Origin of the sequence: Micromonospora craniellae (assembly GCF_014764405.1) — a bacterium.
Taxonomy (GTDB): Bacteria; Actinomycetota; Actinomycetes; order Mycobacteriales; family Micromonosporaceae; genus Micromonospora; species Micromonospora craniellae.
Genome location: NZ_CP061725.1, coordinates 5,523,861 through 5,544,647 on the forward strand (window position 1 = coordinate 5,523,861; position 20,787 = coordinate 5,544,647).

Sequence of the window (20,787 nt, forward strand, 5' to 3'; positions counted from 1 at the left end):
GGATGGAACTTATCGTCCCCGTCCTGTTGATAGCGGTCGCCCTGATCTCGGTGATCACCCTGGCGAAGTCGGTGCGGATCGTGCCGCAGCAGCGTCAGGACGTGGTGGAGCGGCTCGGTCGGTACAAGCGGACGCTCAACCCCGGGCTGAACATCCTGGTGCCCTTCGTCGACGCGGTGCGGACGAAGGTGGACATGCGCGAGCAGGTGGTCAGCTTCCCGCCGCAGCCCGTGATCACCTCGGACAACCTCGTCGTCTCGATCGACACCGTGCTCTACTTCAAGGTCGTCGACTCGGTGCGGGCCACCTACGAGATCTCCAACTTCCTTCAGGCGATCGAGCAGCTCACCGTCACCACGCTGCGTAACGTGATCGGTTCGCTCGACCTGGAGCGCGCGCTGACCAGCCGTGAGGAGATCAACCGGCACCTCTCCGGCGTGCTGGACGAGACCACCGGCCGGTGGGGCATCAAGGTGACCCGGGTGGAGATCAAGGCGATCGAGCCGCCGCCGAGCATCCGCGACTCGATGGAGAAGCAGATGCGCGCCGAGCGGGACCGCCGGGCCGCGATCCTGAACGCCGAGGGCCACAAGCAGTCGCAGATCCTCTCGGCCGAGGGCGAGAAGCAGGCCGCGGTGCTGCGTGCCGACGGTGACCGGCAGGCCCGTATCCTGCAGGCCGAGGGCCAGGCGAAGGCGGTCCGGACCGTGTTCGACGCCATCCACCAGGCCAACCCGAGCCAGAAGGTGCTGGCCTACCAGTACCTCCAGGCCCTTCCGCAGATCGCCAACGGCACGGCCAACAAGGTGTGGATCGTGCCGGCCGAGCTGACCAAGGCCCTGGAGGGCATGGGCGGCGCGCTCGGCGGGTTGAGCCAGATGGTCGGCGACGCGCCCACCCAGCAGGCGTCCGCCGACGCCAGCGCGGTGGAGCGGGAGGCGGCCGAGGCGGCGGAGGCCGCCGCCCAGGCGGCCCAGGAGATCCACAACGAGGTACGCGTCGCCGAGGCGCAGGCCACCGGCGGCAAGGAGCCGCAGGGCCTGCCCGCGCCCGAGCCGGTCTCCCCGGGGAGTCTGTTGAACGACCCGGCCGACCAGCGCGAGCGGGGCTGATCCGGGGTCGGTCCGGGCCGGAGTGACCGGTCCGGACCGCCCCGCCAGTCCTGTCGCCGGTCGCGCTAAATGCGAGAAATGCTCATGAGGCGCTCCGGTGCCTGCCACCATCAGTCCTAGGCGGGTGGTGACCAGGTATCGGGGCGCCTCGGCGCGTTCCGGCACCGCTCGTGGAGGAGCGAGGTGGCCGATGGATCCGCTGAAACGGTTGTGGTCCGCGCCGGACGTACCCGGGGCACACCATCCCGCCGGACCGCTCGGCAGCCGACGTACCGGCGGTGGGTTCGGCGTCCTGCCCTTCATGGACGAGCCGGCGCCACCCGGCCCCGCCACCAACGCGAGCTGGGCCTGGTCGTTGCGCCGCCTGGCCCGCGCCGCGGTCTGGCTGCTGCCCGCGTACGCGATCCTCTATGGCGCGGTGGCCATGGCCAGCGACGGTGGGGTGGGCAACGACCCGTACCCGGCCGACGGCCGCGCGGTGTACCTGATCGGCTGGGTCGCCGCGATCTGGCTCGGCCTGCTGGCCCTGCTCGGCTTGGCCGGCCTGCTCGCCGCCACCCGCAGCCGCCGCAGTGCCGTCACCGGGCTGCTGGTCAGCATCGCCGGCACGGTGCTGATGCTGCCCTTCGCCGGGTTCGCCGAGGACACCCCGGTCTTCGGTGCCACCGCCCGGTCGCTGGTGCTGGTCGGAGCGACCTGCTACAGCGTGGGCTGGCTGTTCACCGGGTGGGCGGTGGCCCGGTCCGGGATGTTCAGCATGGGCGACGGCACCATGCTGATGATCGCCAGCCCGCTGCTCGGCCTCGGCGGGGCGCTGATCGGTTCCCTGCAGACGTTCGGAGCGATCTTCGTGCTGATCGCCGGCGTCGGTATCGCCTACCGGTCCGGTCGGTTGCTGCCCCGGGAGATCCTGCGCGACGCCACCAGCGCCAGCGTCGCGACGGCGGGCCCGGCAGGTCCGTCGGGCCCGGCAGGCTAGGTGTAAGGAAGGGACCCTTCCTATACACCAGGCGTTAGTAGGGGACCCTTCCTTACACTTGCCAGCCGCGCCAGGTGTCCCGTACGTCCCGGTTTCCTCTATCCAATGGCGCTGGCCAGCGCAGAGACCTCTGGCATCCGGCCGTGAATTGGCTGACAACTGGCCCGATTCAGTGGTCGGATCGTGGCTTTCGCGGCAATCCTGGTGACCATGGCCACCCCTACGCCACTGTCGCGACTGTTCACCGTGCTGGTGACCGGTGTGCTCGCCGGCCTGGTCGTGGCGGCCGCCGCGCTCCCGGCCAACCTGCTGGTCGGGCTGACCGCGAAGGCGGCGCTCGGCAGCTACGCCGAACTGCCGGACGTGTTGCGGACCCCGGCCACCCCGCAACGCTCCTACCTCTACGCCAACGACGGCAAGACGCTGATCACCACGTTCTACGACGTCAACCGCACCGACGTCACGCTGGCGGAGATCGCGCCGGTGATGCAGCAGGCGATCGTGGCCGCCGAGGACCGGCGCTTCTACGACCACAGCGGGGTGGACCTGCGTGGCCTGGCGCGGGCCCTGGTCACCAACGTCACCGAGGGCGGCACCGAGCAGGGCGGCTCGACGCTGACCATGCAGTACGTACGCAACGTGCTCAAGACCGACCAGGCCCGCACGGCCGAGGAGCGGGCCGCGGCCACCGACCAGACCGTCGGACGCAAGCTCCAGGAGATCCGGTACGCCAACGCGCTGGAGCAGCGCCTCGGCAAGGACGAGATCCTCAACCGCTACCTGAACATCGCGTACTTCGGTTCCGGGGCGTACGGGATCGCCGCCGCAAGTGAGCGCTACTTCTCCACGGTGCCGGCGGAGCTGACCCTCGCCGAGGCGGCGCTGCTCGCCGGTCTGGTGCAGGCGCCGGAGGCGTACAGCCCGATCGACGGCGACGCCGACGCGGGGCTGGCCCGGCGGGCGTACGTGCTGGACGCCATGGCCGCGACCGGTGCGATCACCGCGGACCAGGCCGCCGACGCCAAGGCCGAGGAGTTGCGCCTGAACCCGAGCGAGCAGGCCAACGGCTGCGCCGCCACCGCCGGTGGCCGGGACGGCTGGGGCTTCTTCTGCGACTACCTGCGCCGCTGGTGGATGGAACAGCCGCAGTTCGGCGAGACCGCGGCCGAGCGCGAGCAGGCGCTGCGCCGGGGCGGCTACACGGTCGTCACCTCGCTGGACCCGGAGATTCAGGCCACCGCGCAGGAGCGGGCCACCAGCGTCTACGGGTACCGCAACCCGCGCGCCCTGCCGATCGCGGCGGTCGAGCCCGGCACCGGCCGGGTGCTCGCCATGGCCGTCAACCGCCACTACAGCCTCGCCGCCAACCCGGACGGGCAGGTCAACTATCCGAACACGGTCAACCCGCTGATCTCCGGCGGGGGCGACGTGACCGGCTACCAGGGCGGTTCGACGTTCAAGCTGTTCACCATGCTCGCCGCGCTGGAGTCCGGCCGGCCACTGGCCACCGGGTACGACGCGCCCAGCCGGCTGCCCACCCGGTACCCGGCGGACGGGGACAGCAGCTGCGACGGCCGATGGTGCCCGGCCAACGCCAACCCTGCCTGGATGGACGGCTACCGGATGATGTGGGATGGCTTCGGCCGCTCCGTGAACACGTACTTCGTCTGGCTGGCCGAGCAGGTCGGGCCGGACAAGGTGGTGGAGATGGCGCAGCGACTGGGCATCACCTTCCGGGCCGAGGCGGACGCGACCTTCGCCACCGAGCGTGCGGCCGACTGGGGTGCGTTCACCCTCGGGGTGTCCGCCACGACCCCGCTCGACGTGGCCAACGCGTACGCGACGGTGGCGGCGGAGGGGACGTACTGCGCGCCACTGCCGGTGGTGTCGGTGACCGGGCCGGACGGTGAGCGGCTGTCGGTGGGCGACCCCTCCTGCCGGGAGGTGCTCGACGCCGACGTGGCCCGGGCCGCCACCGACGCGGCCCGCTGCCCGGTTGGCCAGCAGTCCGAGTTCGGGCAGTGCAACGGCGGCACCGCCACGGCGGTGAATCGGATCCTGGAAGGGCGCCCGGCGGCCGGCAAGACCGGCAGCTCCGACGGCGCCGCCACGGAGAGCTTCGTCGCGTACACCCCGCAGGTCGCGGTCGCCGGCATCGCGGCGAACCCGGACGACCCGAACGACTCGGTCGGTGCCACCGTGCAGTCCCGGGTGATCGACGGGGTGGCCCGGATCATCGCCACCGCGGTCGACGGCGAGTCCGAGCAGACGTTCACCGCGCCCAGCCGGGAGCTGGTGGGTACGCCGCGCCGGCCGGTCGAGCGGGACCCGGCCGCCGACCGCCGTACCAGCGACGGCCCGCTGTCCGACCTGCGCCGCTGGTTCCAGGGCCGAGGCTGACCGCACCATCCGCGCCGCCCACCGCCGGCACGCCGGAAGGTTAGGAAGGGTCCCCTGCTATACACCAGGCGATAGCAGGGGACCCTTCCTTACATCCCAGCCTCAGCGGCGGGGGCGGTAGGTGCTGACAACGCTGGGCAGGCCACGGCGGATGATGCCGGCCCAGTCGGTGTCGCCGCGCAGCATCGCCGCAGCCGTATTGCGAGCCTGCTCGGCGGTGAAGTGCGGCGGCATCATCAACTCGGCCGGGTCCACCAGCGCGTTGATCACCGTGGGGCGGTCGGCGCGGAGCGCCCGGTCCCACGTCTGCGTCACCTGGTCCGGGTGGTCGACCAGCTCGCCGCGCAGCCCCAGCACCTCGCCCCACTGGTGGTAGCCGATGTCGGGCAGCTGCTGGCTGTCCGGAAACATCGGCGTGCCCTCGGTGGAGCGTTGCTCCCAGCTCACGAACGCCAGGTCACGGTTGTTGAGCACCAGCACCACGAAGCGCGGGTCGGCCCAGCTGCGCCAGTACTTGGCCACCGTGATCAGCTCGTTGACGCCGTTCATCTGCATCGCGCCGTCGCCGATCAGGGCGATCAGCGGGCGGTCCGGGTGGGCGAACTTCGCCGCCAGGGCGTACGGCATCGCGCCGCCCATCGAGAGCAGGGTGCCGGAGAGGCTGGCCAGCATTCCGGGACGTACCTTGAGGTGGCGGGCGTACCAGGCGGTGGCGGTGCCGCAGTCGACGGCGATCATCACGTCGTCGGGCAGCCGTTCGCTGAGCGTGGCGAAGAGCATCTGCGGGTTGACCGGGTCGGCGGCCTGCTCGGCGAGCTTCCGCTGGGCCTGCCGCCAGGCGGCGGTGGCCCCGGCGATGGTCTGCCGCCAGCGGGTCGGTCCGGGGCCCGGCCCGAGTTCACGCAACAGGGCCCGCAGGGTCGGTGCGGCGTCGCCGGTCAGGTTCACCTCGGTGGGGTGGCGCAGGCCGAGTTGGGTGCCGTCGATGTCGATCTGCACCGCGCGGGCCTGTCCGGGCGGCGGATAGAACTCCGAGTACGGCATGTTGCTGCCGACGATCAGCAGCCGGTCGCACTCCTTCATGAGTTGCCAGCTCGGGCGGGTGCCGAGCAGACCGATGGCCCCGGTGACCCAGGGTTCCCGGTGGTCCACCGCGGTGAACCCGAGCAGCGCGGTGGCCACCCCGGCCCCGAGCCGGTGTGCGATCTCGCGTACCTCGTTCGCGGCGCCGAGTGCGCCCTGCCCGACCAGCATGGCCACCCGTTCGCCGCTGCCCAGCACCTCGGCGGCGTGCCGGACGTCCGCCTCCGGCGGCACGGTCGGAACGCTGCTCGGCACGCTGCTGGTGTGGTAGTAGCCGTGCGCGTGCGGCGGATTCGGCACGGCGGCGAAATCCTGCACGTCGAGCGGCAGGACCAGCGCGGTCACGGTACGCCGGGCCAGCGCGGTCCGGCAGGCCCGGTCGACCAGGTGCCGTACCTGGGACGGGTGGTCGAGTTGGGCGAGGAAGGCCGCCGCGACGTCCTTGTAGAGGGCGAGCAGATCCACTTCCTGGTAGTAGCCGCCGCCCTCCGCGGTGAGCGCGGTGTGCCCAACCAGCGCCACCACCGGCTGGTGGTCCAGCTTGGCGTCGTAGAGACCGTTGAGGGCGTGGATGGCGCCCGGACCGCTGGTGACCAGTACGCAGCCGATCGGCCCGCCGCCGTACTTGACGTGTGCCGACGCGGCGAAACCGGCGGTCTCCTCGTGGCGTACCTGGACGAACTGCGCCTGCTCGTCGGTGCGTTGCAGGGCGGAGGTCATGCCGTTGATGCCGTCACCGGGGAAGCCGAAGTACCGGCGCACACCCCAGCAGGCGAGCCGCTGCACGATGTGGTCGGCGACGGTGGCGTCCCGGGGCAGGGGCCACGGGTCGGCCGGTACGAGGGTGTGGTCTGCGCTCACCTGGTCCGCCTTTCCTCCTCGGGCCCACCCGCGAAGGGTGGGCCCGACATTCCCCGGCTTCCCGGGACGAAACCAGGCCACCCGCTCCGGGCGAGCCCGACGAACGCCGGGCGGGCCGGCTCAGACGGAGCGGCCGATGTGGGACAGGGCGAGGTTGCCCTTGACCACCAGCTTCGGGTCCAGCAGTAGGGCGCGAAGCGCGTCGATGTCGGCCGGTGACATGCCGGCGGCCACGAGCCGGTCGCGGATGACGCCGAGGGTGGCGCGGGGCAGTCGGCAGCCGGCCTGGCCGCCGACCCAACTGGTGGTGTGGCCGTTCGTCTCGATCTCCAGGCCGAGGCCCCGCAGCGCTCCGTGGGCCCGGCGGCCCCAGTTCAGGTCGTTGCCGGAGTCGCGCAGGGTGGCCTGGAACGCGTCGTGGTACGCCGCGAACAACCGGTCGGCCTTGTCGAGGTCCGGCGCGTCGAGGGCGCTGGTACGCCAGGTCGCCTCGAACTCCTCCACGATCAGCACACCGCCCACGGCGAGGGCGCCGGCGAGTCGCGCGCGCACGGCCTCCCGCCCCTCGGGCGCCAGGTGGCCCAGGAGCAGCCGGACGTGTACGACGTCGAAGTTCCCCGGCGGCAGCGGATCGGTCAGGATGTCGTGCCGCAGCAGCTTGGCCATCGGATGCCGGCGACAGGCGTCCAGGTCGATTTCGGTGGCGATGATCTCGCCCTGTGGTGCCATCTCGGCGAGGGGGCGGCGATACAGCTGGCCCCGACGGCGACCACCAGGCAGCGGGCGTCGGGGCGTACCTTGGCCAGGCGCAGTCGCTGCCGGGAGAACGGGTCGAACAGGCCCGCCAGCGCGTCCAGCATCGCGCCGTTCTCGCGGTCAGCCTGCGGCGCGGCGTCGTGGAACACGTACGTCGGCTTGGACATGGGTCTCTCCTCGTGGTGTCGGTCGCGCGATCGGCGCGGGGAAGGGCCCCGGGCGGCGCAGGTCAGGCGGTCGTGTGGTCGATCCAGGGCGCCGCCCGGTCGCAGGCGGCGGCGAGCAGATAGAACAGGCTGGTGCTCATCGCCGCGAGCAGCACGATGGCGGCGAAGGCGAGATCGGCGCGGGTGCCCGCCATCTGGATGACGACGCCGAGGCCACCGAGCCCACCGAACAGCTCGGACACGACGGCGCCGACGAGGGCGAGTGGTAGCGATATCCGCAGGCCGGAGAAGAGGTGCGGGAGCGCCGCCGGCACCCGGATCAGGACGAACGTCTGCCAGCGGAGGCGTTCAGGGAACGGGCCAGCTCGACCAGTTCCGACGGAGTGGCGGACAACCCGGCGTTGGTCGCCAGCACGATCGGGAAGAAGCACATCAACCAGACCAGGACGACCTTCGGTCCGGGCCCGAACCCGAGCGCGACGATCAGGACCGGCACCACGGCCGGCTTCGGGATCGTGCTGAGGACCAGCAGCGTGGGGGTCAGCGCCCGGGCCAGTCGTCGGGACATAGCGAGGACCATCCCGAGTGCCGTGGCCGTGGCGACGGCGAGCGCGTAGCCCGCCAGCGTCGTACCGAGCGTGGTGCCCGCATTCCGCAGCAGGTATCCCGGCTGGTCGACGATCGCTTCGGCGACCGCCGGTGGGGAGGGGACGAGGTACGGCGCGACCTCGAACAGTTCGACCGCCGCCCACCAGGCGACGAGCAGCCCGTCCAGGCCCAGCAGCGGTGCGGCGGCGTGGGACAGCGTCGTGCGGGCCCGCCCGGGCCCGCCGCCGGTGTGCACAGGCATCAGTGACCGGGGCTGTCTACTCGACCAGGTCGGCGGCGACGACGTCCTCCGGCTTCAGCCCTCGGCCGATCGTGCCGGCGCCCTGCAGGATCGCGATGTTGCGGGCGACCCGGCCGAGGTCGAAGTGGCCGATCCTGCCCTGTCCGAGCGGCGCGACGTAACCCTGGATCGCCGTCAGCTCCACCGTCGCGGCTGCGGCCTGCTGACCCTGCGTCTCCGGTTGGCCGGCATAGATCCGGCCCGCCTCCTCGGGCTGCTCGACGGCGTGGCGTAGCCCCTTGAGCAGCGCCCGGTTGAAGCGGCGGACGAGGTCCGCCCGGTTCTCGACGGTCTCGGTGGAGACGGCCATCGCCGAGCCGTAGAGGTCGCCGATGTGGTCGACGAACGGCAGCGTCGTCACCTCCTCCTTGGCGATGGTCCGGACCGAATCGACCGCGGGCACGAACTGACTGATGGCGTCGACCCGCTTGGCGGCCAGCAGCGCCGCGTGTTGGGCCGGCACCGGGTTGCTCACCCGCTCCACCTTGGAGGCGTCGAAGCCGGCCATGCGGGCGTACGTGGGGAAGAGGGTGTAGTTGATGCCACCGGGCAGGTAGCTCAGCTTCCGGCGTCGCGATGTCGGCCTGGCCAGCAGCCAGCAGTTTTAGGTTCTCGCCGCTGCCCTTGCCGGGCAACAGCTGCACGTCGAGCCCTTCGGCCTTGAACCAGCCCTACACCCGGGCGACCAGCAGCGGCGCCTCCCGCCCCTGGAATCCCGCTCCTGTCAACACGGTGAGCCGCTCGACGCCGGAACTGGCCGGCCGGGATGAACCTCCGCCGGTGCAGGCCGCGGCGGAGACGGCTCAGGTCAGGAGGGCGGCGCCGCCGAGCAGCCGGCGACGAGTGATGGTGCGTGCCATGGGACCTCACCTAGGCCGTGTGTCATAAGTGCCCGTGGCCCTGCTGTGAGGTGATCGGCTGGGTGTGTCGGTGATCGATATGCGGTGAGGTCTCCGGTAGATGGGTTATCGACCAAGACAACCATCTGCACGGAGACCTCGTGGCCAGCGTAGCGGTGACGAGGCGGCACGACCTGACCGACGCGCAGTGGGCGGTGCTGGAGCCGTTGCTGCCCGGGCGGAAGAAGCCGGGTCGGCCGCCGAAGTGGAGCAAGCGGCAGCTCATTGACGGGATCAGGTGGCGGGTCCGTACGGGTGCGCCGTGGCGGGACGTGCCGGACTGCTATGGGCACTGGCGGACGGTGTACGGGCTGTACCGGCGCTGGCAGCGGGCGGGGGTGTGGGCGGGGATCCTGGCCGGGTTGCAGGGTAGGGCCGACGCGCTCGGGTTGATCTCCTGGGACGTGAGTGTGGACTCCACGATCGTGCGGGCGCATCAGCACGCCGCCGGCGCCCGCCGGGGCAGTCACACGCAGGTCGAGCCGCCGGGCGGCAGCAGCGCCGCCGAGCCGGCGGATCACGCGCTGGGCCGGTCCCGGGGCGGTCTGACGACCAAGCTGCACCTGGCCTGCGAGCAGGGCCGCATGGTGCTGGCGTTCGTCATCACCGGTGGGCAGCGCGGCGACAGCCCGCAGTTCACCACTGTGCTGGACCGCATCCGGGTGCCTCGTCTCGGTGTCGGCCGGCCCCGGTGTCGGCCGCAGCGGGTCCTGGCGGACAAGGCGTACAGCAGCAAGGCCAACCGCGGCTACCTGCGGCGCCGTGGTATCGGCTGTGTCATCCCGGTCAAGGCCGACCAGGCCGCGAACCGTCGTAAGAAGGGCTCGGCGGGTGGCCGGCCACCCGCCTTCGACCCCAGCGCATACCGGCAGCGTCACGCCGTGGAGTGCGGCATCAGCCTGCTCAAACAGCACCGTGCCGTGGCTACCCGCTACGACAAACTCGCAGTGCGCTACGAAGCCACCGCCACCATCAGCATGATCGACAACTGGCTCCGGCGCCTCGAACGGCACTTATGACACACGACCTAACAAGCTTTAGTAAGCCAAGTTCGCCCGCATTCGGCGGGCATGCGGATTCACCCCTTCCCCTGTCCGGCGACCGCGCTCGTCGAAGAGGGGAAGGGGCAGGGGGTGCGGCCCAGGCGTCGACCCTGGCGCGACGCGCGGACACCTTGGCCGGCCTGGCGAACCTATGTTGCTAAGCGATACAAGTCAACATGGCTTATTATCTTGAGCTGTCAGTGCAGGTAGGGCGTGATTGACGGGGGCGCCAACTCACAGGAGCCCCGTCATGTCCAAACCATCCCCGTCGGCCGAGCCGGTATACCGGCGCATCATGCATGCCATCGAGACCGCGATCGAGAGCGGCGAACTGAAGCCGGGCGACCGGCTGCCCTCGACCGCCCAACTCAGCGACCAGTACGACTGCTCGCCGCCGACCGTGCGTCAGGCGCTCAGTCGGCTTCAGGAACGAGGAGTCCTGCAAGGACATCAGGGGCGCGGGGTGTACGTCACCGAGGCGCCGAAGTGACCGGGCCCGCTCACCCTGCGGTCTGCGGTGGCACGCAGCCGGCGCGTGCAAGCGCCTCCCCGGCGCTGTCCTGGAAGACGACCGGGTAGGTCAACTGCTCGGGCTGCCGGTTCTCGGTCCGCACCGCGAAGCGCAGCGGCAGCGGCAGCGGCCCGGGGCCCGGGGCCCGGCCGGGAACGCCATGGCGCACTCGACCCTGATGCGCCGACCGGTCGGGTTCAGCGCTGGGTGACGATGACCCGGGCGGGGCCGTGATGGCCGAGGGCGACACTCACCGCGTCGGCGGCCTCGATCACCGCGGTCGCCAGGGCTGCCTCCCGAGCGGCGAGGTTGATCGCGGACAGCGGCCCGGAGATGGACAGCGCGGCCACGATCTCGCCCGAGGCGTTGCGGATGGGCGCGGCGAGGCAGGCCCGACCGAGGGCGAGTTCCTCCTCCTCGGTCGAGTAGCCGCGTGCCCCGCTCATCGCCAGTTCGGCGTCGAGCCGGTCGTGGTCGGTGATGGTGCGGTTGGTGAACCCGACCAGCGACTCACCCAGCAGGACCCGGCGCTGCTCCGGGTCGACGCCGAGCAGGAGTGCCTTGCCCAGGCCGGTGGCGTGTAGCGGGATCGACTGGCCGATCAGCGAGAACGCGCGAGGTGCCGACCGGCCCTCGAAGTTGCCCAGGTAGAAGCCGTGGTCGTCGCGGCGGATCGCGAGGTTGACCCCCAGAGCGTGTTCGGCGGCGAGATTCTGGGCGGTCTGCCGGGCGGCGCGGTAGACGGCGGACTGGTTGAGCGCCACCCCACCGAGGGTCACCGTCTTCGGCCCCAACCGGTAGAGGTTGGAGATCGGGTCGCGTTCGACCAGGCCGAGGGATTCCAGGGTGCTCAGCAGCCGGGACGCGGTGGAGACACCGAGCCCGGCCTGCCGCGCCACGTCGGTGACCCGCAACTCGGGGCGCCCGAGCAGGAAGGCGTCGAGGATCGCCACTGCTCGCAGGATGCTCTGATTCGATCCGTTGTCGGAAGTCACGTGCGTCCTCTGATATCGGGTTGCGGCATCGACACTGTAGCGGCCGGCCGGGCCAATCTCGGTTTCAGTCCTGGGTACTGCGCGCCCGTATCCGGGCGGTCAGGGCGAGCGAGACCGGGATGTCGAAGGGCAGTGACGAGTGCCCCAGCGCCGACCGCGCGTGCCGCCCCCGCCCACCGAAGACGTCCCGCAGCAGCTCCGAGGCGGTGTCGGCGACCGGGACGTGCTCGGTGAACCCGGGGGTGGCGTTGATCGCCACGGTGAGCGTCAGCAACTGCTCCACATCGTCGAGGGAACCGGCAGCGGCGCGCAGGCTGGCGAGCAGGTTCAGCGTCGCCAGGCGTACCGCCGCCTGCCCCTCCGGCACGCCCAGCTCGGCGCCGAGCTTGCCGGTGGGCAGCGGGTGTCCCGGGCGGACCGGACCGTGCCCGGAGAGCACGGCCAGATCGCCGCTGACCACCACGGTGTCGTACGCCCCGGAGGCGGTACGGGCCGGCGGAAGCGTGATGCCGAGGTCGGCGAGGCGACGCTCGGGGGACCTGTCGTCGGTGCCGCTCATCCGCGTACGCCCCAGTCCGCGCTGATCGCGGCGGCCCGCTTGGCGCTGATCGCGTCCGCCGTCGGCGCCTCGGCGAGGTGCCGGATCAGCGTGACCGTCCGGTCCCGGACCGCCTCGAAGAGTTTGCGACCTTTCTCCACGTCGTGCTTGGCCGGGTCGCCGAGGGCCCCATTGGTGCTGAACTCGGCCAGCGACCGGGGCGTGAACCCGCCGACGGCCCGGTCCGGGATGGCCTGGCCGCGCAGCAGCTCGTGCGCCGAGGGCAGCAGCGGAGCGGGCCCGCCCAACTCCTCTGTCACCACCACGTCCGGCACCAGGTGCAGTGCCAGGCTCGTCTCCACCTCGCAGGCGTGTCCGTACATCTCGGACTGGGCGATGTCCACCACCACGTCGCGGCCCATCATCGACCAGTGGACCACCGCCACGGTGTGCCCGGTGCGCTGCTTGTACTCGGTCAGGAAGGCGGGCAGGAAGGCCAGGTTCCCGCCGTGGCCGTTCATGATGACGAACCGTTCCAGGCCGTGCCGGGCCAGGCTGGCCAGGTAGTCCTCCAGCAGCGAGCAGAGGGTGCTCACCCGGGCGGTGAGGGTGCCGGGGAAGTCCATGTGGTGCGGGGAGAAGCCGACCGGGATCGGGGGCGTCATCAGGGCCGTACCGTCGGCGGCGGCGACCACCTCCTCGGCCAGCCGTTCCGCGATCCGGTAGTCGATGCCGGCCTTGAGGGCGGGCCCGTGCTGCTCGGTGGCGCCGAACGGGATGACTCCGACGGTGGCCGTGGTCAGTGCCGCGCGGACCTGGGGCCAGGTCATGTGGTGAAGTCGGTAGTCGCTCATCACGGTGCTCCTTCGTCGCTCTGCGGGGCGTCGGCCGGGAACGGATGCGGGGCGAAGACGTTGGGTGAGCCGCCGGTGTGCAGGAACAGCCACGAGCCCGGGCGGTAGTCGGCGAGCAGCGCCGCCATCGCCTTGCTGTTGTAGGTCAGGTCGAGGAACGCGCCGCTGGCCCGCGCGGTGGCCCGTTGCGCGGCGACGGCCGCCTCGGTGGGCACTCCGTGGCCGCCGCCGAGCTGCCCGTCGGTCACCTCCAGGGACACCTCGTCGAGCAGTGCGGTGGGCAGCCCGACCCGGTCGAGCGCGGCAGCCGCCCGGTTGCGGACCAGCGCCCGCAACTGGGCCGCCGGGGCGAGCGCGGAGGCGACCACCAGGCTGACCGTGGCGCGGCGGGCGGCCAGCACGGCCAGGACGCCGCCGGCGGTGTTGCCGGCCCCGCCGGCGAGCATGATCCGGTCCGGCGGTCGGTCGGCGAGGGCGTCGGCGAGTTCGTCGACGACTGCGGTGGTGGCCAACGCGCACAGGGTGCTTCCGGGTGCGGTGCGGACGTCGACGACGGCCGTCGTCGACCCGTTCGCCCGGGCCTCGTCGGCGATGGCGGTCATGGTCTCGGCCTGGACCGGATCGAACGCGTCGGTGGTCCGCACCCAGTGCAGCCGGGCGCCGGCGAGCTCGTAGAGCACCTGGTTGCGGCTGGGTTCGGCTGGTGGTTCGCCGCGCAGCACGAGATGGACGTCGAGGCCGGCGGCGCGGGCGGCGGCGGCCACCACCCGGCAGAGGTTGGAGTGCGGTCCGGCCGAGGTGACGACGGTGTCGGCGCCGGCCTGGCGGGCCTGGCCGAGCAGGATGTCGACCTGACGGACCTTGTTGCCGCCGAAGGCGAACCCGCCGTGCTCCTCGGCGATCACGACGGCGTTGCCGCCGGGGTGCAGGGTGGGCGCCGGCCAGCAGGTGACCGGCCAGCGATGGATTCCGATGCGGGGCAACGCCCGCACGGTGTCGGTCAGTCGGGGCTCGGGGCGTCCCCAGGACGGTGCGTCGCCGCCCATGGTCAGAACCGTTCGTACTGCTGGTAGAGGGTGCCGACCGATTCGCCGGCGCGGACCCGCTGCCGGATCTCCGTCTCGGTACGGACCGTCGCCTCGGCCTCGACGAGCACGTCCATCGCGATCGCGCGGGGTACGACGACCACCCCGTCGCTGTCGCCGACGATGATGTCGCCAGGGTGCACCCGGACGCCTCCGCAGACCACCGGGGACTGCATGTCGACGACGTTCCAGCGCCCCTTGGCGTCGCGGGCGCTACGGAACCGGTTGAAGATCGGGAACTTCAGCGGCAGGATCGCGCCGGTGTCGCGGACACCGCCGTCGATGACGGCGCCGACGGCGCCGCGGGCCATGGCGCCGTTGGTCAGCAGCTCGCCCCAGTGACCGACCGTCCGGTCACCGGCGCAGTCGAGCACCGCGACCTCGCCCGCGGAGAGTTCGTCGATCATCCGGGCGCCCAGCCGTACGGAACGGTCGGTGCTTCGTTCGGGGCGGCCCAGCGCGGTGAAGGCCACGCCCGCCACCGCCATGTCGGTGGTCAGCGGCAGCACATCGGTCATCACCTGGTGCCACAGGCCGGCATCGTCCAGCGCGTCGGCGATCGCCGCCACGTAGAGCTTGCCGAAACGGCGGCAGATCTCGTCGACCGGCGGGGTTTCCATCGAACTCCATTCATAGAGTGAAACCTGATTGCAGGGACAGTACCTGAAGTTTCATTCTTAGAACATCCCTTGCAGCCAGTGGAATGGGCTGGTAGGAATCCCTGCAACAGGTTGCACTGGCTGCATGTGAGTCTGCCGGGGCCGCGAGGAACGGAGAGACGATGCTGAGAGCGGCAGTCGTGGGGATGGGCTGGATGGGCCAGCTCCACGCCGGGATCTACCACCAGCACCCGCGGGTCGACCTGGTCGGTCTGGTCGAGCCGGATCCCGCCGCGGAACAGCCGCTCCGCGACCGGTTCGGCGTACCCGTGCACCGCGACGTCGCCGAGCTGCTCGACCGGGTCGACGTGGTCAGCGTCTGCACCCCGGACCACCTGCATCCGCAGACCACCATCCCGTTCCTGCGGGCCGGGGTACGGGTGCTGGTCGAGAAGCCACTGGCCACCAGCTCCGCGGACGCGCAGAGGATCCTCGACGCCCGACCCGACCTGCACGCCCTCTCGGTCGGTCACATCCTGCGCTTCGACCCTCGGGTGATCCGCGCCCGTGAGCTGGTCCGCTCCGGTGAACTCGGTCCGTTGTGGCATGTCGACGTCTGGCGCGACACCAGCCGCGCGGTGGCCGTTAAACCGTCCGAGCGCACCAGCGTGGCGTGGTTCCTCGGCATCCACGACGCCGACCTGGTCCGCTTCGTCACCGGGCTGACCGCTGTCCGGGTGTCCGCCCTCGGCCGGGCCGTGCTCTCCGCCCACGCCGACGCCGTCTACGCCACCGTCCGCTACGACGGCGATGTCATCGGCTCGATGGAGAACAACTGGACCCTGCCCGACGGGCGGCCCAACCGGGCGCTGGCCGGCCTGCGGGTGGTGGGTGAGCGCGGCTCGATCGAGATCGACCTCGGGCACGTCGACCTGCTGCACGCCACCGCGGACGGCGCGGTCAACGGCGACACCCGCAACTGGCCCAGCCGCGCCGCCACCGGCGTGTCCAACATCCGCACGGAGGTGGAGGAGTTCGTCCGGGCCGCCGCCGACGGGGCGCCCGCGCCGGTGCCCGGTGAGGAGGGCCTCGCCGCGGTCCGGGTGGTCGAGATGATCCACGCCTCGCTGGCCGCCGATGGCGCGCCGGTCGCCTCCGGAGACACCTGGTGACCGCCGACATCCGATCCTGGCTCGGCGGCCGGTACACCGACTCGGCTGCCGCGCGCTACCAGGTGCGCAGCCCGGTCGACGGCGAGGTCGTGGCCGAGGTGCACCGTGCCGGACCGGACACGGTGGACGAGGCCGTCCGGGCCGCGTCGGCGGCGGTCGTCGCCGACCGGCGCAGCAGCCCGTACGCGCGGCGGGACCGTTGCCTGGCGATCGCCGACCGGTTTCTCGCCCGGCGCGAGGAGATCGCCGCTCTGGTCACCGCCGAGACCGGCCGTATCTACCAGGGCACGCTGGCCGAGGTGGACAAGGCTGCCGACGGGTTCCGGCTGGCCGGCGAGGAGGCGGTCCGGCTGGCCGGGCGTACGCTGCCGGTCGCGGCCACCGACAAGCTGGTGATGACCCGGTGGCGGCCGACCGGTGTGTGGGCCGTCGTCACGCCCTGGAACTTCCCGGTGAACATCCCGGTCGAGTACCTCGGTCCGCTGGTGGCCACCGGCAACGCCGCCGTCTGGAAGCCGGCTCCGACCACTGTCGCCTCGGCCGACCTGGTGCTGCGGTGCATGGTCGAGGCGGGCCTGCCCGAGGGGCAGGTGACCCTGGTGGCCACCGACGACACCGCCGTGGCCGGACACCTGGTGGGGCACCCGCAGGTGGTGGGGGTCGGGCTGACCGGCAGCACCGCCACCGGCGAGGCGGTCAGCCGTCGGGCGGCCGGCAAACGACTCCTGCTCGAACTCGGCGGCAACGGCCCGATCATCGTCTTCGCCGACGCCGACCTGATGCACGCGGCCGAGGCGATCGCCCTGTCCTGCTTCACCGCGTCAGGGCAGGTCTGTAGTGCCGGCGGCCGGATCCTGGCCGACTCGCGGATCGCCGGCCCGCTCGCCGAGGCGGTCGCGGCCCGCGCCGGGGACTACCCGACCGGCGACCCCTACCAGCCGGCCACCGTGCTCGGGCCGGTTCACCTCCCCGCGCTGGCCACCCGCTTCGAGGAGCAGGTCACCGCCGCGACCCGCGACGGTGCCCGGGTGCTCACCGGCGGTCGACACCTGCCGGACTTCCCCACCGGGCAGTACCTGCCGGCCACCGTGGTCGGCGACGTCGCAGTGGAGGCGGCCCTGAGCCGGCAGGAGTCCTTCGCGCCGGTCGCCCCGATCGTGCCGCTGCCCGCGTCGGAGCTGGTCGCCGAGGCGAACCGCAGCGGGTACGGGCTGTCCACCGCCGTCTTCACCGCCGACCTGGGCCGGGCCATGGACGCCCTCGACGACCTGGAGTTCGGCAGCGTCGTCGTCAACGACCGCTCCACCTACTGGGAGCTGCACCTGCCCTTCGGCGGATGGGAGGGCAAGGACTCCGGGACCGGCCGGGTGGGTGTTCCGGCCGTCGTCCGCGCCGTCTGCCAGCAGCAGACCCTCTCCCTGTCCCGCCCGTGACTCCGCCCAGCGGCAGAACCGGAAGGTGGTGACCCTTTGATCAACTACACGGTCCGGAGACTCCTGCTCGCCGTGGTCATCCTGTGGGGCGCGCTCACCCTGGTCTTCGCGGTGGTCCGGCTGGTGCCCGGTGACCCGGTCAGCGTCATCCTCGGCCCCGACGCCACCGCCGACGAGGTCGCCGACGCCCGCCGGGAACTCGGGCTGGAACGCAACGTCGTGATCCAGTACGCCAACTTCCTCGGCCGGGTGACCCAACTCGACTTCGGGCAGTCGTTCCGGCACAACCGGGACGCCTTCGAGATGGTCATCGAACGGCTGCCCGCCACCGTCACCCTGGCCCTGACCGCGATCTGCATCGCGCTGGTGGCCAGCTTCCTGCTCGGCATCGCCGCGGCGCTGCGTCCGCGCGGTGTCGCCGACCGGGTGATCTCGGTGCTGTCGCTGGTCGGCCAGTCGCTGCCCAGCTTCTGGGTCGGCATCATCCTGCTGCTGATCTTCGCCCGGCAGCTCGGTTGGCTGCCCAGTGCCGGTAACAGCACTCCGCAACACCTGATCCTGCCGGCGGTCACGCTGGCGCTTCCCTTCACCAGCATCCTGGTCCGGCTGATCCGTTCCGGGCTGCTGGAGGTCCTCGGCGAGGGCTACATCCAGACCGCCCGATCCAAGGGGCTGCGGGAGAGCATCGTGCTCTTCCGGCACGCGCTGCGCAACATGTTGATCCCGGTGGTCACCGTCGCCGGACTCCAACTCGGGGCGCTGCTCGGCGGCACGGTCGTGGTCGAGGAGGTCTTCTCCTGGCCCGGCCTGGGACGGCTGCTCGTGGACGCGATCGGCAACCGGGACTACACCGTGATCCAGGCCAGCATCGCCTTCGTCACCACCGCGTTCGTCCTGGTGAACCTCGTCGTGGACCTGCTCTACGCGTACATCGATCCTCGCGTGCGGGTGGTGAACTGATGGCTGACGCTACTGCGACCACGGCCCTGCGGACCCGATCCCGACGCCGACCACCGGCGCTGCTGTTCCGGCTCTGCCTGGGCATCATCGGCCTGGCCGTGCTGGCCGGCGTGATCGGTCCGCTCCTGGTGCCGTTCGACGTCACCGAGACCAACCTCGCCGACCGGCTGCAACCGCCGGGCGCCGTGCTCTCCGACGGCTCCCGTGCCTGGTTCGGCACCGACGACGTCGGACGCGGCATGCTCAGCCAGATCCTCATCGGCGCCCAGGTCTCCCTGCTGGTGGGGGTGGCGACCCTGCTGATCTCCGGCCTGTTCGGCACTGTGGTCGGCATCGTCGCCGGCTTCGTCGGCGGGTGGGTGGACGGGCTGCTCATGCGGCTGGCCGACATCCAGCTCGCCTTCCCCTCCATCCTGTTGGCCATCCTGATCGCGGCTCTGCTCGGGCCCAGCCTGGTCAACGTCATCGCGGTGCTGGCGGTGACCATCTGGGTGATCTTCGCCCGGGTGGCCAGGGCGCAGACCCTGGCCGTGCGCAACCGGGAGTACGTCGACGCCAGCCGGGTGCTCGGCGCCCGGCCGCTCTTCCTGATCTGGCGGTGCATCCTGCCCGCCTGTGCCGCGCCGCTGCTGGTGGTCGCCACCGTGGAACTCGGCATGGTGATCATCACCGAGGCCGCCCTGAGCTTCCTCGGGCTCGGCACTCCGACCGCGACCCCGAGTTGGGGGCTGACCATCGCCAACGGCCGCGGCTACGTGGCCGACGCGTGGTGGATCTCCACCCTGCCCGGTGTCGCGCTCTCCCTGCTCGTCGTCGCCTGCGGGGTGGTCGGCGACGAACTCCGCGACCGGCTCGACCCACACCTGAAGCACCGGTGAGGTCGCGGCCGACCCTTCACGAGCGAACGATGGAGGAGACAATGACATGGATAAGCAGAGCACGTCGGTCGTTGCTGGCCGGCCTGCTCGCGATGACCGTCGTCGGTGCGGCCGCCGCCTGCGGCGGTGGTTCCGGTGACGGCGACCAGGACCAGACGTTGCGGGTCGGGGTGCCGATCCGGATGCTCTCGGTCGACCCGCACGGCACCGCCATCTCCGACCGCAGCACCCTGACCCTGGCGCTGCACCTGTTCGACCCGCTGGTCGCCAGCGAGGGCGGCGAGATCACCGGCCGCCTGGCCGAGAGCTGGGAGAACGTCAACGACACCACCACCCGGTTCACCCTGCGCCAGGGTGTGACCTTCCACGACGGGTCGCCGCTGACCAGCGCTGACGTCAAGGCGTCACTGGACCGGCTCTTCGCGGCGAGCACCGCCCTCGCGCCGCTGTTCGCCACCATCGACGAGGTCAAGATCATCGACGAGCAGACCGTCGAGATCCTCACCAGCAGGGCCACCGGCTCACTGCTGACCAACCTCTCGATGGCGTACATCGGCAGCAAGGCCCAGATCGAGTCGGGCGAGATCGAGAGCCGCCCGGTCGGCACCGGCGCGTTCAAGCTGGAGGACTTCCGCTCCGGCGAGCGGGCACACATGGTCGCCAACGAGTCGTACTGGGACGGCGCGCCCAAGTACGAGCGGTTGGAGTTCCAGGAGATCTCCGAGGACGCCGCCCGGCTCACCGCGCTGCGCACCGGTGAGATCGACGTGACGTACTCCCTGCCGCCGGACCAGCTCGACCAGGTACGCGGGTTCGACGAGGTCACCGTCGAGAGCGGACCGAGCGCCACGTTCTACGTGATCTGGCTGAACAACGCGCGCAAGCCGTTGGACGACCCCAAGGTCCGGCAGGCGCTGTGGCACGCGGTCGACTTCTCCTCCATCCAGGAGAACCTCTTCGGTGAGAGCGCCGTGCTGGCCAAGGCGCCGGTGCCGCAGCCGGTGTTCGGCGCGGCGCAACTGCCCGGCTACACCTACGACCCGCAGCGGGCCCGGCAACTGCTGGCGGAGGCCGGCTACCCCAACGGCTTCAGCACCAGCATCCAGTGGAGCGCGAACTGCTGCGCCAACATCCGTCCGCTGGTCCAGTCGATCCTCAGCGCCTGGAAGGAGGTCGGTGTGACGGTGGAGATGCAGGAGAAGGAAGCCGGGCAGTGGCTTGACGACCTGCTCGCCCTCGACTGGGACATGAACATTCAGGACGGCGTGGTGGTCACCCAGGACGCGGAGTTCGTGCTCGGACGGCTCTACACCTGCGCCGCCAAGCGACTCGGCTACTGCAACGAGGAGTACGACCGGGTGATCGCCGACGCCTCCGAGGAACTGGACCCGCAGGAGCGGCAACGCAAGCTCCAGCGGGCGCAGGAGATCCTCTGGGCCGACGCGCCGGGTGCCTGGCCGTTCGAACTGACCGCCTCGGCCGCCTGGCGGGACCGGGTCAGCGGCTTCGGTCCGCCGCCGACCAACGTGCCCGACTTCCGTGGTGTCTCGCTGAACTGACCGCACCGGTCGGG

At 71.4% G+C, this 20,787-nt stretch carries 20 protein-coding genes and 2 pseudogenes; 10 read left to right on the top strand and 12 right to left on the bottom strand.

Annotation, left to right across the window (positions count from 1 at the left end):
• Positions 1–2 precede the first annotated feature (2 nt).
• The 3 genes from ID554_RS25065 (at position 3) to ID554_RS25075 (ending at position 4,491) form a co-directional block, all read left to right on the top strand.
• Positions 3–1,112 (top strand): SPFH domain-containing protein, encoded by a 1,110-nt coding sequence (locus tag ID554_RS25065; RefSeq protein WP_117230537.1) that lies wholly within the window; start codon positions 3–5, stop codon positions 1,110–1,112.
• 190 nt (positions 1,113–1,302) lie between these two features.
• Positions 1,303–2,091: a hypothetical protein gene (locus ID554_RS25070; RefSeq protein ID WP_117230538.1), complete on the top strand. Its 789-nt coding sequence runs from the start codon at positions 1,303–1,305 to the stop codon at positions 2,089–2,091.
• Positions 2,092–2,301: 210 nt separating this feature from the next.
• Positions 2,302–4,491, top strand: a complete 2,190-nt coding sequence (locus ID554_RS25075) for a transglycosylase domain-containing protein (RefSeq protein WP_223884705.1) — start codon at positions 2,302–2,304, stop codon at positions 4,489–4,491.
• A 102-nt stretch (positions 4,492–4,593) separates the two neighbouring features.
• Here ID554_RS25075 and ID554_RS25080 read toward each other — a convergent pair whose 3' ends face one another.
• From ID554_RS25080 to ID554_RS33225, 6 genes and pseudogenes are all read right to left on the bottom strand, one after another.
• The gene (locus ID554_RS25080; protein ID WP_117230540.1) at positions 4,594–6,435 is read right to left on the bottom strand and encodes a thiamine pyrophosphate-requiring protein; all 1,842 of its coding nucleotides are present in this window, start codon (positions 6,433–6,435) and stop codon (positions 4,594–4,596) included.
• Positions 6,436–6,555: 120 nt separating this feature from the next.
• Positions 6,556–7,164: a class I SAM-dependent methyltransferase gene (locus ID554_RS25085; protein WP_117230541.1), complete on the bottom strand. Its 609-nt coding sequence runs from the start codon at positions 7,162–7,164 to the stop codon at positions 6,556–6,558.
• Positions 7,071–7,358: a hypothetical protein gene (locus ID554_RS25090; protein WP_158573819.1), complete on the bottom strand. Its 288-nt coding sequence runs from the start codon at positions 7,356–7,358 to the stop codon at positions 7,071–7,073. The genes ID554_RS25085 and ID554_RS25090 overlap by 94 nt, the downstream gene beginning before the upstream one ends.
• Positions 7,359–7,420: 62 nt before the next feature.
• Positions 7,421–8,208 (bottom strand): annotated as a pseudogene (locus tag ID554_RS25095) (ABC transporter permease).
• A gap of 16 nt (positions 8,209–8,224) precedes the next feature.
• Positions 8,225–8,842, bottom strand: coding sequence for an ABC transporter substrate-binding protein (locus ID554_RS25100; RefSeq protein ID WP_191088928.1), 618 nt, complete (start codon positions 8,840–8,842; stop codon positions 8,225–8,227).
• A pseudogene (locus ID554_RS33225) lies at positions 8,829–8,906 on the bottom strand (hypothetical protein); the annotation flags it as partial. The gene ID554_RS25100 and the pseudogene ID554_RS33225, both read right to left, overlap by 14 nt.
• Before the next feature lie 341 nt (positions 8,907–9,247).
• Here ID554_RS33225 and ID554_RS25110 point away from each other — a divergent pair.
• Positions 9,248–10,165: an IS5 family transposase gene (locus ID554_RS25110; RefSeq protein ID WP_113974896.1), complete on the top strand. Its 918-nt coding sequence runs from the start codon at positions 9,248–9,250 to the stop codon at positions 10,163–10,165.
• A gap of 274 nt (positions 10,166–10,439) precedes the next feature.
• The gene (locus ID554_RS25115) at positions 10,440–10,679 is read left to right on the top strand and encodes a GntR family transcriptional regulator (protein WP_223884234.1); all 240 of its coding nucleotides are present in this window, start codon (positions 10,440–10,442) and stop codon (positions 10,677–10,679) included.
• 10 nt (positions 10,680–10,689) lie between these two features.
• On the opposite strand, the gene ID554_RS25120 is transcribed toward ID554_RS25115, so the two are convergent.
• From ID554_RS25120 to ID554_RS25145, 6 genes are all read right to left on the bottom strand, one after another.
• A complete protein-coding gene (locus tag ID554_RS25120) occupies positions 10,690–10,869 on the bottom strand; it encodes a hypothetical protein (protein ID WP_117230598.1) in 180 nt (59 codons plus the stop codon).
• A gap of 28 nt (positions 10,870–10,897) precedes the next feature.
• A complete protein-coding gene (locus ID554_RS25125; RefSeq protein ID WP_117230597.1) occupies positions 10,898–11,695 on the bottom strand; it encodes an IclR family transcriptional regulator in 798 nt (265 codons plus the stop codon).
• A gap of 64 nt (positions 11,696–11,759) precedes the next feature.
• The gene (locus ID554_RS25130; RefSeq protein ID WP_117230596.1) at positions 11,760–12,254 is read right to left on the bottom strand and encodes a RidA family protein; all 495 of its coding nucleotides are present in this window, start codon (positions 12,252–12,254) and stop codon (positions 11,760–11,762) included.
• Positions 12,251–13,087: a creatininase family protein gene (locus tag ID554_RS25135; RefSeq protein ID WP_117230595.1), complete on the bottom strand. Its 837-nt coding sequence runs from the start codon at positions 13,085–13,087 to the stop codon at positions 12,251–12,253. Before ID554_RS25135 ends, ID554_RS25130 begins: the two co-directional genes overlap by 4 nt.
• Positions 13,087–14,133, bottom strand: a complete 1,047-nt coding sequence (locus tag ID554_RS25140; protein ID WP_117230594.1) for a pyridoxal-phosphate dependent enzyme — start codon at positions 14,131–14,133, stop codon at positions 13,087–13,089. The genes ID554_RS25135 and ID554_RS25140 overlap by 1 nt, the downstream gene beginning before the upstream one ends.
• A 2-nt stretch (positions 14,134–14,135) precedes the next feature.
• The gene (locus tag ID554_RS25145) at positions 14,136–14,792 is read right to left on the bottom strand and encodes an RraA family protein (protein ID WP_117230593.1); all 657 of its coding nucleotides are present in this window, start codon (positions 14,790–14,792) and stop codon (positions 14,136–14,138) included.
• 161 nt (positions 14,793–14,953) lie between these two features.
• Between ID554_RS25145 and ID554_RS25150 the strand changes: the two genes are divergently transcribed.
• From ID554_RS25150 to ID554_RS25170, 5 genes are read left to right on the top strand one after another with little or no spacing between them, the layout of a single operon-like run.
• Positions 14,954–15,943, top strand: a complete 990-nt coding sequence (locus ID554_RS25150) for a Gfo/Idh/MocA family protein (RefSeq protein WP_117230592.1) — start codon at positions 14,954–14,956, stop codon at positions 15,941–15,943.
• On the top strand, positions 15,940–17,376 hold the full coding sequence (locus ID554_RS25155) for an aldehyde dehydrogenase family protein (RefSeq protein WP_158573823.1): 1,437 nt from the start codon (positions 15,940–15,942) through the stop codon (positions 17,374–17,376). The genes ID554_RS25150 and ID554_RS25155 overlap by 4 nt, the downstream gene beginning before the upstream one ends.
• 36 nt (positions 17,377–17,412) lie before the next feature.
• Complete coding sequence (gene nikB / locus ID554_RS25160; RefSeq protein WP_117230590.1) at positions 17,413–18,336, top strand: nickel ABC transporter permease; 924 nt, start codon at positions 17,413–17,415, stop codon at positions 18,334–18,336.
• Positions 18,336–19,214 carry an ABC transporter permease gene (locus tag ID554_RS25165; RefSeq protein ID WP_117230589.1) on the top strand — a complete coding sequence of 293 codons (879 nt, stop codon included), beginning with the start codon at positions 18,336–18,338 and terminating at the stop codon, positions 19,212–19,214. Before nikB ends, ID554_RS25165 begins: the two co-directional genes overlap by 1 nt.
• A 41-nt stretch (positions 19,215–19,255) precedes the next feature.
• Positions 19,256–20,773: an ABC transporter substrate-binding protein gene (locus ID554_RS25170; protein ID WP_158573822.1), complete on the top strand. Its 1,518-nt coding sequence runs from the start codon at positions 19,256–19,258 to the stop codon at positions 20,771–20,773.
• The last annotated feature ends 14 nt before the right edge of the window (positions 20,774–20,787 follow it).

Excerpts from the sequence above, each read along its gene's own strand:
- ID554_RS25065 (WP_117230537.1), top strand. The coding sequence starts at position 3 with ATGGAACTTATCGTCCCCGTCCTGTTGATAGCGGTCGCCCTGATCTCG.
- ID554_RS25070 (WP_117230538.1), top strand. The coding sequence starts at position 1,303 with ATGGATCCGCTGAAACGGTTGTGGTCCGCGCCGGACGTACCCGGGGCA.
- ID554_RS25075 (WP_223884705.1), top strand. The coding sequence starts at position 2,302 with ATGGCCACCCCTACGCCACTGTCGCGACTGTTCACCGTGCTGGTGACC.
- ID554_RS25085 (WP_117230541.1), bottom strand. The coding sequence starts at position 7,164 with ATGGCACCACAGGGCGAGATCATCGCCACCGAAATCGACCTGGACGCC.
- ID554_RS25090 (WP_158573819.1), bottom strand. The coding sequence starts at position 7,358 with ATGTCCAAGCCGACGTACGTGTTCCACGACGCCGCGCCGCAGGCTGAC.
- ID554_RS25115 (WP_223884234.1), top strand. The coding sequence starts at position 10,440 with ATGTCCAAACCATCCCCGTCGGCCGAGCCGGTATACCGGCGCATCATG.
- ID554_RS25130 (WP_117230596.1), bottom strand. The coding sequence starts at position 12,254 with ATGAGCGGCACCGACGACAGGTCCCCCGAGCGTCGCCTCGCCGACCTC.
- ID554_RS25135 (WP_117230595.1), bottom strand. The coding sequence starts at position 13,087 with ATGAGCGACTACCGACTTCACCACATGACCTGGCCCCAGGTCCGCGCG.
- ID554_RS25140 (WP_117230594.1), bottom strand. The coding sequence starts at position 14,133 with ATGGGCGGCGACGCACCGTCCTGGGGACGCCCCGAGCCCCGACTGACC.
- ID554_RS25145 (WP_117230593.1), bottom strand. The coding sequence starts at position 14,792 with ATGGAAACCCCGCCGGTCGACGAGATCTGCCGCCGTTTCGGCAAGCTC.
- ID554_RS25150 (WP_117230592.1), top strand. The coding sequence starts at position 14,954 with ATGCTGAGAGCGGCAGTCGTGGGGATGGGCTGGATGGGCCAGCTCCAC.
- ID554_RS25165 (WP_117230589.1), top strand. The coding sequence starts at position 18,336 with ATGGCTGACGCTACTGCGACCACGGCCCTGCGGACCCGATCCCGACGC.
- ID554_RS25170 (WP_158573822.1), top strand. The coding sequence starts at position 19,256 with ATGACATGGATAAGCAGAGCACGTCGGTCGTTGCTGGCCGGCCTGCTC.